This is a genomic window from Pantoea nemavictus (assembly GCF_037479095.1).
Lineage (GTDB): Bacteria > Pseudomonadota > Gammaproteobacteria > Enterobacterales > Enterobacteriaceae > Pantoea > Pantoea nemavictus.
Map to the genome: position 1 here is coordinate 3,992,069 of NZ_JBBGZW010000001.1, position 13,613 is coordinate 4,005,681.

Sequence of the window (13,613 nt, forward strand, 5' to 3'; positions counted from 1 at the left end):
CGTTATTACAAGAGCTGCAACAACGGCTTACGATCCCGCCCCGATTGGTGATAGCTGTGGATTGCCTCGCGCCACTGCACCAGCGGGAAAATCGCTACCTCACCGCAATGACTGGTGCGTAACAGTGGCCAAAGCGTGCAAAACAGCTGTTGCCAATCCTGCTGCGCTAATCCTTCAAGCGTATGCCGCACGTGGAACCAGTGCAGCGCCGGGCAGGGCGCATTCACCCGCACCGGCTTGCCGCTCAGCACGCCGTAGGCAACAAATTGTGCCTCGGCGGGCAGGGCGTGCCAAATCAACTGACCGATCTCGCCACCTACTGCATCAAACACCACATCGCACTGCTGTGCGACGGCGGCGATCGCTTCACGCTGGGTTTCGCGCAGTGATGTGATACCTAACGCCTGCAAAAGCGAAGCATGTTGCGGCGCACGGTGCACCACGGTGATAGCGGCCGCGCCCCATTGGCGGGCCCACTGCGCAAGTAATAAAGCACAGGCGGAACCGCCCGCGGTGATCAGCACGCGTTTAGCTGTAGGCGGCCATTGCTGCAGCATCAACAGCGCCGCCAGCGGATTAATATAGGCACGCGCAGCCAGCGCACTGTCGATGTCACAAGGTACCGGCACGGCCATGTGTGGGTCACAATCAATATAACGTTGCCAGGTGCCGGTGCTACGCAGCGGCAGCACGCGCTGGCCGAGTAAAGAGGTGAAAGCGGCGGGCGCCTCAATGACTGTGCCCACGCCTTCATACCCGGCGACCTGCGGCGGTATAACGCGATGGCGATAAGCACCGGTAACCGGAATCAGGTCGGACGCATTGATGGGAGCAAATTGCATCGCGACGCGCAGCAGACCCGCAGCGCGAGGCAGTAAAGGGGCGGATTCAAGAGTGAGGACGCGAGCGGGATCGCCAAACTGCCGATAAACCAGCGCAAGATTGCCCGTGGTTATCGGCAGTGAGTCAGAGTTCGGTTTTGGCGTCGAACTCACACAAATCTTCAATCAGGCAGGAACCGCAGCGCGGCTTGCGCGCCACGCAGGTGTAACGGCCATGCAGAATCAGCCAGTGATGGCAATCGACCTTGAACGCCGAGGGCACCACTTTCAGCAGCTTATCTTCCACTTCTTCCACATTTTTACCTGGCGCAAAACGGGTGCGATTACTGACGCGGAAAATATGGGTGTCGACGGCGATAGTCGGCCAGCCGAAAGCGGTGTTCAGCACCACGTTAGCGGTTTTGCGGCCCACGCCAGGCAGCGCTTCCAGTGCCGCACGATCTTCCGGCACTTCGCCTCCGTGCTGTTCCAACAGGATGCGGCAGGTCTTGATGACGTTTTCGGCTTTGCTATTAAACAGGCCGATGGTTTTGATGTACTCCTTTACGCCATCAACGCCCAGCGCCAGTATCATTGCCGGCGTGTTTGCCACCGGATAGAGCTTCGCGGTGGCTTTATTAACGCTAACGTCTGTCGCCTGAGCCGATAGCAACACCGCAATCAGCAACTCAAACGGCGAGCTGAAGTGTAATTCCGTAGTGGGATGCGGATTTTCATCACGCAGGCGCGTGAGGATCTGCGCGCGTTTCTCTTTATTCACACCGCTTTCCCGGTTGCGCCTTGCGGCTCGGCTTCAGGAGCGGCGGCGCGAGTAGCGGCGCGCTGTTTCATCTTCTGGTCAATCAGGTATTTGGCCGCCAGCAGCATGCCGAGACCAATAAAGGCGCCCGGTGGCAACATCGCCAGCAGCATTGGCGAATCAAAGTGCACCACTTCAATGCGCAGCGCTTTGGCCCAAGGGCCAAGCAGCTGATCTGCGCCGTTGAACAGCGTGCCGCTGCCAATCAGTTCGCGAATCGAACCCAGCGTTACCATCGCGCAGGTCGCGCCCATGCCGATGGCAAAACCATCCAGCGCGGAGAGCGGAATGCTGCTCTTTGAGGCGACTGCCTCAGCGCGACCCACCACGATGCAGTTGGTGACGATCAGCGGAATAAAGATGCCGAGTGACTGGTACAACCCATAGGCATAGGCGTTGATCAGCATTTGCACACAGCTCACCACTGAGGCGATGATCATCACGTAAATCGGGATACGGATTTCCGCGGGCACCCAACGGCGCGAGGCGGAAATCGAGCTGTTGGTGATGGTGAGCACCAGCGTGGTCGCCAGGCCTAAACCGAGGGCGTTAGTGGCGGTAGAGGTGACTGCCAGCAGCGGACACAGGCCAAGCAGCTGGACCAGCGCGGAGTTATTTTTCCACAGGCCGCCGACCAGTAAATTCTTCGCTTCACTCATTTGCATCTCCACATTCAGGCAGCGAAGCGAGCTTCGCGGGCAGTGTTTCAATTAGCAGCGCGGTACGCTTAGTGGCATTTACCACGGCGCGCGGTGTAATGGTTGCGCCGGTAAATTGGTCGAATTCACCGCCGTCTTTTTTCACCGCAAAATTTTTGTCATCAGCGCCATGGATCACTTTGCCATTAAAGCTGTTGATCCAGTCTGAAATACGCAGTTCGATTTTATCGCCTAGGCCCGGCGTTTCATGATGCTCAACCACACGTACGCCCAGCACTTTACCGTGAAAATCGGCCCCGACTAACATTTGAATCGCACCAGAATAGCCGTCTGGCGCGGTGGTCTCAAGCGCTGCAGCGACGGGCTGATCGCCTTTGCGTGCTAAATAGAGATGATGTGGCCGGTCATTCCCCAGCGCAGCGGCATCCGTTACCAGAAAACACTCCTGCTGAATGTGATTGTCGTACAGATCGGTTGGCACCACCTGATCTAACAGATTTTTCTGTTGCAGCGCAGTTTGATGCTCCACCGTGGGCTTGGTGACATAGTTGACCACCGCCGTTACCCCGGTGGTGATCACCGCGAAGGCTGCCAGCGTTACCGCATTTTTACGAATAGCGTCGATCATCTTCAATCCTTGCGATGGCCGTAAACGCGCGGCTGAGTGTAGTAATCAATCAGCGGCACGCAAATATTGGCCAGCAGCACCGCGAAGGCGACGCCATCCGGATAGCCGCCAAAACTGCGAATCAGCCACACCAGTAAACCAATCAGCGCGCCGTAAATCAGACGTCCACGATTGGTGGTCGAGGCGGTTACCGGATCGGTGGCAATAAAGAACGCACCGAGCATGGTGGCGCCGGAAAACAGGTGAATCAGTGGTGAATTCAGCGACTCCGGCGAGAACAGCCAGCCTAGCGTGGCGCAGAATGCCAGCGAGACGAGGAAACTGACCGGGATGTGCCAGCGAATGGCATTTTTCGCCAGCAGCACTACGCCGCCCAGCAGATAACCGAGGTTAACCCATTGCCAGCCAAGGCCGGCTAACACGCCGGTGTAAATCGGTTCGGCTAACAGCTGCTCGGCGCTGTGTCCGGCGCGCAGCCCGGTTTTAAACGTATCCAGCGGCGTCGCCTGGCTGACGCCATCTACGCCAAGCTGCAGCTGCTGCATGGTTTCACCCGCCAGCGTGTGGTGGGTGAAGATCATGCTGAGCGAATCCATCAAGCCGGGTTTAATCGCCTGCAAGCTATCAGGCGGCAGCCAACTGGTCATTTGTACCGGGAAGGAGATCAGCAGCACCACATAGCCCACCATCGCCGGGTTGAACGGATTTTGCCCCAAACCGCCGTACAGCTGCTTGGCAATCACGATGGCGAAAATCGTCCCCAACACCACCAACCACCAGGGCGCAAGCGGCGGCAGACTAATGCCGAGCAGCAGCGCGGTGAGCAGGGCGGAATTATCAGACAGCGTTGGCACCACCGGCGTTTTGCGCAGGCGCAGTATTGCGCCTTCGGTTGCCCATGCGGTCGCCGTTGCCAGCAACACCTGAATCAGAAAGCCGACGCCAAAGAAATACCACTGTGCGGCCATGCCCGGCAACGCCGCCAGCACCACCAACAGCATGATATTGCCGGTGCTGCGGCGGTTGTGGGTATAGGGAGAACTTGCAATACGAAAAGCCATTTATTCCTCAGTCGTCGAAGGCTGCTGCTGCGCTTTACGCGCTTTGGCACGGGCGACCGCAGCGGCAATTGCCGCTTTGCGTGGGTCGGCGGAGTCAGGAGAGGCAGCAGCCTCCACTTCAGGAGAAGATGTTTCAGTCTGCTGCGCGGCGGCAGCGGCGGCTTTTTTGGCTTTCGCACGCGCAATCGCTGCTTCAACGGCGGCTTTACGCGGATCGACCTCAGCGGCAGGCGCAGCGGCTTCGGGCTCAGCCGGCGCAGTGTCAGCAGCTGGCGCGGCAGCGGCGGCTTTTTTCGCTTTCGCGCGCGCAATCGCCGCTTCGACTGCGGCTTTGCGCGGATCGACCTCAGCGGCAGGCGCAGCGGCTTCTGGCTCAGCAGTCGCAGTGTCAGCAGCTGGCGCGGCAGCGGCGGCTTTTTTCGCTTTCGCACGCGCAATTGCTGCTTCCACGGCGGCTTTGCGCGGATCGACCTCAGCGGCAGGCGCAGCGGCTTCGGGCTCAGCCGGCGCAGTGTCAGCAGCTGGCGCGGCAGCGGCGGCTTTTTTGGCTTTCGCACGCGCAATCGCTGCTTCAACGGCGGCTTTGCGCGGATCGACCTCAGTGGCAGGTGCAGCGCTTTCCGGTGCAGCCGGTGTGGTTTCAGCCGCTGGTGCGGCAGCTTTCTTCGCCTTGGCGCGGGCAATCGCCGCTTCCACCGCCGCTTTACGCGGATCGCCTGACTGGCGGCTCAGCGCCTGGGTTTCAGCTTGTTTCTCGGCCTGCTGCGCCAGAGCTTGTGCGTGACGCGCTGCGCGCTCTGCCGTTGCTTGCTCGGGTGTTTTTTCCTGACGCGCTTTCACACGCGCCACGGCGGCATCACGTTCACCCTGATCGCTACGTGCCACGCGCTGTTTGGCCTGTTCATGACGCGCTTCACGCGCCTGTTTTTCACGCTCTAAACGTGCCAGACGGGCTTCAAAGCGGGCTTTAGCTTCGGCGGTACGTTGCGCTTCAAGGTCGATGGCGCGCAGTTCGGCCTTCTCCTGGCGATAATATTGCACCAGCGGAATATTGCTGGGGCAGACATAGGCGCAGGCGCCGCACTCAATGCAATCATCGATATTATGCGCGCGTGCTTTATCGTGATCGCCGCCTTGGCTGTACCAGAATAGCTGCTGCGGCAGCAGTTTCGCCGGGCAGGCATCCGCACAGGCGCTGCAGCGAATGCAGGATTGTTCGTCCTGATCGTTGCCCATCTCGCTGGCGGAAGGCGCCAGAATGCAGTTGGAAATTTTCACCAGCGGCACATTCAGTGATGGCAGGGTAAAGCCCATCAGCGGACCGCCCATGATCACCATTTGGCGTGAACCCGGAGTGAAACCGGCATGTTGTAGCAGATGGCTCACCGGCGTGCCGAGACGTCCCCAGACGTTGCGCGGGCGGGCCAGCGCTTCACCGGTCAGCGTCACTACGCGTTCGGTAATCGGTTCACCGTCAACGATGGCGCGTTTCACCGCCCACGCGGTGCCGACGTTTTGCATCAGCACGCCAATATCGGTGGATCGTCCACCGTGTGGCACTTCAAGGCCGGTGAGAATCTGAGTGAGCTGTTTGGCCCCGCCAGAAGGATACTTGGTGGGGATAACGCGAATCTGCAACTCACGATCGCCGCCCAGCGCCTGCTTAAGTGCGGCAATCGCTTCAGGCTTGTTATCTTCAATGCCAATCAACACGCGTTCGGCCTGTAGCACCCACGCCAGAATGCGGCAGCCTTCCAGCACTTCGGCGGCGCAATCCTGCATTAAGCGGTCATCGGCGGTGATATAAGGCTCGCACTCGGCAGCATTAATGATCAGCGTTTTAACGCCGCGCAGGCCGCCGCGCAATTTGGTGGCGGTCGGAAATCCTGCGCCGCCTAAACCGGCGATGCCGGCATTGTGGATGCGTTTAACGGCATCTTCACGGGAGAGCGCGCGGTAATCGGGCTGTGGATCAAGCGTGGTCCAGCGATCTTCACCGTCGGCACGCAGAAAAATGCACAGCTCAGATAAACCAGAAGGGTGCGCCGTCATGTGCGGCGCAATCTCTTCAATGGTACCGGAGGTGGGCGCGTGCACCGGCAGCATGCGTCCGCCGCCAAACGTCAGCGGCTGACCGCGCAGCACTTTGTCACCCGGTGCAACACAAATCTCGCCTTCATGACCGATGTGCTGTTTTAACGGAATGATGAAGCGATCGGGCAGCGGTAGCTGACTGAGCGGCGTACCGTTTGACTGGGTTTTCATTTCCGGCGGATGAATGCCGCCCTGAAAATCCCACAGCTTCTCTTTGCGGAACAGGTTTAACAAATTAAGCATGGGTTTCTACCGGGATCACCCGTACAGGAATGGTGTCGAGATTCCACTTCCAGTTCGCCGTGGTGGTGGCCACTGGGCGCATCTCAATACAGTCGGTTGGGCAAGGCGCAACACAGAGATCGCAGCCGGTGCAAACGTCGCTCAGCACGGTATGCATGGCGCGCGTGGCACCCACAATCGCATCAACCGGGCAGGCCTGAATACATTTGGTGCAGCCGATGCAGTTGGCTTCATCGATCCAGGCAACAGTACGAATCGGTTCCAATACGTCTGCGCCGCCGTCCAGCGGTTGCGGTTCAACGTTGAGCAGCGATGCCAGCTTCAGCATGGTTTGCTCGCCGCCCGGCGCGCATTTATTGATTGCTTCACCGTTGTTACCCACCGCATCCGCGTAAGGACGGCAGCCGGGATAGCCGCATTGTCCACATTGGCTCTGCGGCAAAATGGCATCGATTTGCTCAACAATCGGGTCTTCTTCCACCTCGAAGCGACGCGAGGCGTAACCGAGCAGGGCGCCAAATACCAGGCTCAGCGCAGCGAGTACCGCAATAGCAATCCAAATCGCAGTCATTAGAATTTCACCAGCCCGGTGAAGCCCATGAATGCCAGCGCCATCAGACCTGCGGTAATCAGTGCGATCGAGTTGCCTTTAAAGGGCGCGGGCACATTAGCCAGCACCAGACGTTCGCGCATGCCCGCGAACAGCACCATCACCAGCGAGAAGCCGAGTGAAGCACTGAAGCCATACAGCGCGGCTTGCAGGAACGTGTGATTCAGGTTGACGCTCAGCAACGGCACGCCCAGCACCGCACAGTTGGTGGTAATCAGCGGCAGGAAGATGCCGAGCAGGCGATAGAGTGACGGACTGGTTTTGCGCACCACCATTTCGGTGAACTGCACCACGACCGCGATCACCAGGATGTAGGCCATGGTGCGCAGATAAACCAGATCGAGCGGCACCAGAATCAGGTGATTGACCAGCCAGGCGCAGATCGCCGCCAGCGTAATCACGAAAGTGGTGGCAAGTCCCATGCCAATGGCCGTTTCCAATTTTTTTGACACGCCCATAAAGGGGCAGAGGCCGAGGAATTTGACCAACACGAAGTTGTTCACCAGCACGGTGCCAATAAAGAGAAGTAAGTAATCGGTCATTTTTTAACCTGGGAAGCCGAAAGGCGTCTATTATCCGGAATTGAGAGCTGCATCTCAACCTTCACGCGGTTTGTGTGGGGGTTGAGAGCACTCAGAATTAAATTGCTGACGAAACTCCCGCCATTACGACTGGATAAACGTCTGTTTAACCCGCTGTGAGCGTTTGAAATAGGGGACAAACACCGCAGCGGCCAGCAGTGACAGCAGTAACGTCTGAATCGCTTTACCATCCGCAACCGGGGTAAAAGCGAAGGTTTTTAGCGCCAGCAAAACCGTCATCAACAGCCACAGGATGTAGTGGCGCGGTAAACGGCGGGAGCGTTTACAGAAAATCCAGCAAACCCAAATACTGTAGGCCCAAACGACGGCGGCGGTGAGCAGCGACACTGACCATTGCGTCAGCAGCGTGCCGTGTGAAAACAGCGTGGGGCGCAATTCGGGGTTGAACAACGGGCTCAGATACATTGCTACCACAAGGGCACTGGTTAACATCGTCATAATCAGCCACGCCAGCGGCAGCAACAGCCAGCCAGCGATACGTGGCGGGAAAACCTGTTCGGTCATCGAGAAGATCCTGTTTACAGAAAAGAGGGCGATGCAGAGCGTATCATGTCCAAACGGGGCACGCCCGACCTGGACAACGCAAAAGCGCAGATAAAGCGGGGATAAATCAATTAGATCACGTAACGCCAGACGGTTTTTGGCACCCGGCCAAGATCGTACAGACGTCCGCCGGAGACCAATTCAGCACGTCGATGGTCGGCAGCGCGATACATATTGATGATCTCGTTATCATCAGTCAGGGAATAATTAAGATGGTCGTAGAGTTTTTCCAGACTATCGAGATTATTCACTTTACGAAATTTCATCAGGTAATCTAACGCAGTCATGATTGCCATTTAAAAATAAAGTACTCGGAAGTGCCCAAGTATAGGGAGCACGCAGCCAGAGTCCATACGCTGGACTTAAAAAAATACAAAATTCAGACAACATGCGCTAATTCGCTCATGAAACGACACTTTTTTGGCTTTTTAGTCATTTAAACGCGCATTTAAAGGGCAATTTAAGCCACTTTTAGGCCCGTCAGCGGTGGGGTTGTTAGAAAATCTCACAGCGTTTATGCGTTATTAATATGGCCGCTGTTTATCCGTCTCTATAATAGTATTTCACGACCGTAATGCGGCTGAATCCATTATTTATTCCTGACTGGTCAGCAAATTTATGTACACGCCATGAAACACCAAATCACAATGTGTGCGAATAATCACAAAACTAATAATTGTTGTTGTGCTCAGGCAGTAACCATTCTTTACGCATCTGCTGTAATCGTTTCCAATGGTGTGATGCATAAGCGATTCTGTTTATTACATTTATTTAACCACCTTCGCTTTGATCTGCAGGCATTTTGTCCATAAGTCTGCTGCCACCTATGCATTGCTCGTTGCCGTAACTCCTTTAATTCACTCTGATTTGTGAAGTATGTCGCGCTTGTTTACGCGCTTTTCAGCCAGGCTTAATTCGCGTTTTGTACCCCTACAACACACTCCCTTCAGAGGAATGAAATCATGTGGAAACGTTTACTCTTGACTGCCATGGTGAGCTCGGCACTCAGTACATCGGTGCTGGCTGCGGATATGACCGTGGGCTTCTCACAGGTTGGCTCGGAATCTGGCTGGCGTTCAGCGGAAACCAACGTGGCGAAAAGTGAAGCGCAGAAGCGCGGTATTACCTTGAAAATCGCCGATGGTCAGCAGAAACAGGAGAACCAAATCAAAGCGGTACGCTCCTTCATTGCGCAGGGCGTTGACGCAATCTTCATTGCGCCAGTGGTGCAAACGGGTTGGGAACCGGTGCTGGAAGAAGCCAAAGACGCCAAAATCCCGGTGTTCCTGTTAGACCGTGCCATCGTGGTAAAAGATAAATCCCTGTATATGGCGGTGGTCACCGCTGACAACGTGCTGGAAGGCAAGTTGATTGGTGACTGGCTGGTGAAAACCGTCGCGGACAAAAAATGTAACGTGGTAGAGCTGCAAGGCACGGTTGGCGCCAGCGTGGCGATTGATCGTAAGAAAGGCTTCGCCGAGGCCATCGCCGGCCACGACAACATCAAAGTGATTCGCTCGCAGTCCGGTGACTTTACCCGCAGTAAAGGTAAAGAGGTGATGGAGAGCTTCATCAAGGCGGAAAACAACGGCAAGAACATCTGCATGGTTTACGCGCACAACGATGATATGGCGATCGGCGCCATCCAGGCGATTAAGGAAGCTGGCCTCAAGCCAGGCAAAGATATCCTCACCGGTTCGATTGACGGTGTACCGGATATCTACAAAGCGATGCTGGCCGGTGAAGCCAATGCCAACGTGGAGCTAACGCCAAACATGGCCGGTCCAGCCTTCGACGCGTTGGAGAAATTCAAAAAAGACGGCACGCTGCCGCCAAAAATCATCAAAACAGAATCGAAACTGTATCTGCCAGATTCCGCGCAGGCGCAGCTCGATACCAAAAAAGGCATGGGTTACTGATCCCCGCGACCGCCCTTCGGGGCGGTTTTTGATGACGTAAGGCGAGGTAGAACCTGATGAGCACCTCCGATGAAGCCGCACTGCTGACTATTAGCGGCGTCAGCAAAGGTTTTCCTGGCGTAAAGGCGCTGGATAATGTCTCGTTCAGCATCCGCAAGGGCGAGATTATGGCGCTGCTGGGCGAAAATGGCGCGGGTAAATCCACGCTGATCAAAGTGCTGACCGGCGTTTACACCCGGGATGCCGGCACAGTTACGCTGAATGGCAAGGCGATTACGCCACACAATACCGCTGATGCGCAGGAGATGGGCATTGGCACGGTTTATCAGGAAGTGAATCTGCTGCCGAACATGTCGGTGGCGGATAATTTGTACATTGGTCGCGAACCGCGGCGCTTCGGCATGATTGATCGTAAACGCATGGTGCGTGATGCCGACCTCTTGATGCGTAATTACGGCTTTGTGCTGGATGTGACGCGCCCGCTTGGTCACTTCTCGGTGGCCATGCAGCAGATTATTGCGATTTGCCGCGCGGTGGATCTTTCGGCGCAGGTGCTGATTCTGGATGAACCGACTGCCAGCCTCGATGCCAACGAAGTCGAGATGCTGTTTACCCTGATGGCGCAGTTAAAAGCCAAAGGGATGAGCCTGATTTTTGTCACCCATTTTCTCGACCAGGTTTATCGCATTACCGATCGTATAACCGTGTTGCGCAACGGCCAATTTATTGCCACACGCGATACCGCCACGCTGCCGCAGATTGAACTGATCAAACTGATGCTGGGGCGTGAGCTGCTGGAAACCGCCTTACAGCGGCAGGGCAGCACGCTACGCAGCAATCAGCCGGTGGTGTCGTTTGAGGATTACGGTAAAAAGGGCACCATTGAGCCGTTCAACCTGCAGGTGCGACCGGGCGAAGTGGTGGGTCTGGCGGGCTTGCTGGGATCTGGCCGGACGGAAACCGCTGAAGTGCTGTTTGGCATTCGCCGTGCCGATCGCGGCACCGCGACCATTAAAGGCAAGGTGCAAAACATTCGCACACCGGCGAAAGCATCGCGCCTCGGCATGGGCTTCTGTCCGGAAGATCGTAAAACTGACGGCATTATCGGCGCTGCTTCGGTACGCGAAAACATCATTCTGGCGTTGCAGGCGCAGCGCGGCTGGCTGCGACCGATTAAGCGCCGTGAGCAGCAGGAGATTGCTGAACGCTTTATCAAAAGTCTCGGTATTCGCACACCGCATGCCGATCAACCGGTCGAGCTGTTGTCCGGCGGTAATCAGCAGAAGGTGCTGCTATCGCGCTGGCTGGTGACAAAACCCCAATTCCTGATCCTCGACGAGCCGACGCGCGGCATTGATGTGGGCGCGCACGCTGAGATCATTCGCTTAATTGAGACCTTATGCGCCGACGGACTGGCGCTGCTGGTTATCTCCTCTGAACTCGAAGAGCTGGTGGGCTACGCCGATCGCGTGTTGATCATGCGCGATTTGAAGCAGGTGGCGGAAATCCCGCTGGAGCAGCTGTCGGTGGCTTCAATCGTCAACGCCATCGCCGATGGAGGAGCACAACATGCTTGAATCGCCTATGACACATGATAAACCCGAACGGCGTAAGCCGAAGCTGCCGCCCGGTATGCCGCAAATTGTGGCGCTGATTCTGGTGCTGCTGGTAGATAGCCTGGTGGCGAATAACTTTTTCGCCATTCACATTCAGGATGGGCGCCTGTTCGGCAGTCCGATTGATATCCTTAATCGTGCTGCGCCGGTCGCTCTCCTGGCCATCGGCATGACGCTGGTGATTGCCACCGGCGGCATCGACCTGTCAGTGGGCGCGGTAATGGCGATTGCCGGCGCCACGGCCGCCACCTTAACCGTGGCCGGACATAGCTTGCCGTTCATTATTCTGGTGACGCTCGGCACTGGCCTGGCCTGCGGTTTGTGGAATGGCGTGCTGGTGGCGCTGTTAAAAATTCAGCCATTTGTCGCCACCTTGATCCTGATGGTCGCCGGGCGCGGTGTGGCGCAGCTCATTACTCAGGGACAGATTGTCACCTTCAATAGCGACAGCCTGGCGTGGTTCGGCAGTGGTTCACTGTGGCTGCTGCCAGTGCCGGTGTGGATTACGCTGCTGGTGGCGTTAGTGGTGTGGCTATTGACGCGCAAAACCGCCCTCGGGCTGTTTATCGAAGCGGTGGGCATTAATCTGCGCGCGGCGCGTAATGCAGGCGTTAACGGTTGGCTGGTGGTGATGTCGACCTATGTGATCAGCGGCATGTGTGCGGCGGTGGCGGGCATGATCGTCGCGGCGGACATTCGCGGCGCCGATGCCAATAACGCCGGTTTGTGGTTAGAGCTGGATGCGATTCTGGCAGTGGTGATTGGCGGCGCCTCGCTGATGGGCGGACGTTTCAATCTGGTGCTGTCACTGATTGGCGCGCTGATTATTCAGTCGATGAATACCGGTATTTTGCTGTCCGGCTTCCAGCCTGAACTCAATCAGGTGGTGAAAGCGGTGGTGGTGATGTGCGTACTGCTGCTGCAGTCGCCTCGCTTTATTGCCATGTTGAAACGGAGACGCCCGAAATGATTAAACGTCATCTGCCCTTGATGATTACGCTGTTGGTATTTGTGGCGGGTTATCTATTTTGCCTGAGCCAGTTTCCCGGCTTCGCTTCAACGCGCGTGATCTGCAATATTCTGACCGATAATGCCTTCCTTGGGATTATCGCCGTGGGGATGACCTTCGTGATTTTGTCCGGCGGCATCGATTTGTCGGTGGGTGCGGTGATTGCCTTTAGCGGGGTGTTTCTGGCGCGGGTGATTGGTGATTATCATCTCGATCCGCTGCTGGCATTTGCACTGGTATTAGCGATGGGCGCGCTGTTTGGCGCGATGATGGGCTGGCTGATCGATGCGCTGAAAATCCCAGCCTTTATCATTACGCTGGCGGGGATGTTTTTCCTGCGCGGCTGTAGCTATCTGGTGTCAGAGAATTCGATTCCCATTGACCATCCGCTCTATAGCACGCTGTCGAGCCTGGCGTGGAAGATACCGGGCGGTGGTCGCCTCAGTTTACTGGCGGTCATTATGCTGGTGGTGGTGATCGGCGGCATTATTCTGGCGCATCGCACGCGCTTTGGTAATCAGGTGTACGCAATTGGCGGCAGCCTGGCCTCGGCGCAGCTGATGGGTATTTCAACCCGCGCGACCACCATCAAGATTTACATGTTATCGACCACGCTGGCGACGCTGGCAGGCATTGTGTTTTCGATATACACCTCGGCGGGCTATGCGTTAGCGGGATTGGGCGTAGAGCTGGATGCCATTGCCTCAGTTGTGATCGGCGGCACCTTGCTGTCTGGCGGCGTGGGCACGGTCCTGGGCACGCTGTTCGGCGTGTTAATTCAGGGATTGATTCAAACCTGGATTAACTTTGATGGCACCCTGAGTTCGTGGTGGACCAAGATCGCCATCGGGATTCTGCTGTTTGCCTTTATCGCGCTGCAACGCTTGCTGACCGTGATGTGGGATCGCCAGCAGAACGCGCCGGTTAAGCGTTTAACCTCTTAGGTACTAAACACCATTGTTTCTGAAACATCGTAGGGTGGCCATTT

The 13,613-nt window shown here is 56.6% G+C and carries 14 protein-coding genes; 4 read left to right on the forward strand and 10 right to left on the reverse strand.

Features of this window, described 5'->3' with window-relative positions:
• Nucleotides 1–5: 5 nt before the first annotated feature.
• From WH298_RS18460 to ydgT, 10 genes are all read right to left on the reverse strand, one after another.
• Nucleotides 6–995, reverse strand: a complete 990-nt coding sequence (locus WH298_RS18460; RefSeq protein WP_422616037.1) for a zinc-dependent alcohol dehydrogenase family protein — start codon at nt 993–995, stop codon at nt 6–8.
• Nucleotides 967–1,602: an endonuclease III gene (gene nth, locus WH298_RS18465; protein ID WP_180823514.1), complete on the reverse strand. Its 636-nt coding sequence runs from the start codon at nt 1,600–1,602 to the stop codon at nt 967–969. Before nth ends, WH298_RS18460 begins: the two co-directional genes overlap by 29 nt.
• The gene (locus tag WH298_RS18470) at nt 1,599–2,300 is read right to left on the reverse strand and encodes an electron transport complex subunit E (RefSeq protein WP_007892805.1); all 702 of its coding nucleotides are present in this window, start codon (nt 2,298–2,300) and stop codon (nt 1,599–1,601) included. The genes nth and WH298_RS18470 overlap by 4 nt, the downstream gene beginning before the upstream one ends.
• Nucleotides 2,293–2,928 carry an electron transport complex subunit RsxG gene (gene rsxG / locus WH298_RS18475; RefSeq protein WP_180823515.1) on the reverse strand — a complete coding sequence of 212 codons (636 nt, stop codon included), beginning with the start codon at nt 2,926–2,928 and terminating at the stop codon, nt 2,293–2,295. Before rsxG ends, WH298_RS18470 begins: the two co-directional genes overlap by 8 nt.
• A 2-nt stretch (nt 2,929–2,930) precedes the next feature.
• A complete protein-coding gene (gene rsxD / locus WH298_RS18480; protein ID WP_007892807.1) occupies nt 2,931–3,989 on the reverse strand; it encodes an electron transport complex subunit RsxD in 1,059 nt (352 codons plus the stop codon).
• Entirely contained in the window at nt 3,990–6,326 is a 2,337-nt protein-coding gene (gene rsxC, locus WH298_RS18485; RefSeq protein ID WP_180823516.1) for an electron transport complex subunit RsxC, read from the reverse strand.
• Nucleotides 6,319–6,897 carry an electron transport complex subunit RsxB gene (gene rsxB / locus WH298_RS18490; RefSeq protein ID WP_007893772.1) on the reverse strand — a complete coding sequence of 193 codons (579 nt, stop codon included), beginning with the start codon at nt 6,895–6,897 and terminating at the stop codon, nt 6,319–6,321. Before rsxB ends, rsxC begins: the two co-directional genes overlap by 8 nt.
• On the reverse strand, nt 6,897–7,478 hold the full coding sequence (gene rsxA, locus WH298_RS18495) for an electron transport complex subunit RsxA (protein ID WP_007893776.1): 582 nt from the start codon (nt 7,476–7,478) through the stop codon (nt 6,897–6,899). Before rsxA ends, rsxB begins: the two co-directional genes overlap by 1 nt.
• 123 nt (nt 7,479–7,601) lie before the next feature.
• Nucleotides 7,602–8,042: a DUF2569 domain-containing protein gene (locus WH298_RS18500; RefSeq protein ID WP_007893779.1), complete on the reverse strand. Its 441-nt coding sequence runs from the start codon at nt 8,040–8,042 to the stop codon at nt 7,602–7,604.
• A 110-nt stretch (nt 8,043–8,152) separates the two neighbouring features.
• Nucleotides 8,153–8,368: a transcription modulator YdgT gene (gene ydgT, locus WH298_RS18505; RefSeq protein ID WP_036622212.1), complete on the reverse strand. Its 216-nt coding sequence runs from the start codon at nt 8,366–8,368 to the stop codon at nt 8,153–8,155.
• Nucleotides 8,369–9,043: 675 nt separating this feature from the next.
• Between ydgT and ytfQ the strand changes: the two genes are divergently transcribed.
• From ytfQ to yjfF, 4 genes are read left to right on the forward strand one after another with little or no spacing between them, the layout of a single operon-like run.
• Nucleotides 9,044–10,000 carry a galactofuranose ABC transporter, galactofuranose-binding protein YtfQ gene (ytfQ, locus tag WH298_RS18510; protein WP_007893793.1) on the forward strand — a complete coding sequence of 319 codons (957 nt, stop codon included), beginning with the start codon at nt 9,044–9,046 and terminating at the stop codon, nt 9,998–10,000.
• Nucleotides 10,001–10,056: 56 nt separating this feature from the next.
• Nucleotides 10,057–11,577: a sugar ABC transporter ATP-binding protein gene (locus WH298_RS18515; protein WP_180823517.1), complete on the forward strand. Its 1,521-nt coding sequence runs from the start codon at nt 10,057–10,059 to the stop codon at nt 11,575–11,577.
• Entirely contained in the window at nt 11,570–12,586 is a 1,017-nt protein-coding gene (gene ytfT, locus WH298_RS18520; protein WP_007893797.1) for a galactofuranose ABC transporter, ATP-binding protein YtfT, read from the forward strand. Before WH298_RS18515 ends, ytfT begins: the two co-directional genes overlap by 8 nt.
• On the forward strand, nt 12,583–13,569 hold the full coding sequence (gene yjfF, locus WH298_RS18525) for a galactofuranose ABC transporter, permease protein YjfF (RefSeq protein ID WP_007893799.1): 987 nt from the start codon (nt 12,583–12,585) through the stop codon (nt 13,567–13,569). The genes ytfT and yjfF overlap by 4 nt, the downstream gene beginning before the upstream one ends.
• Nucleotides 13,570–13,613: the final 44 nt, after the last annotated feature.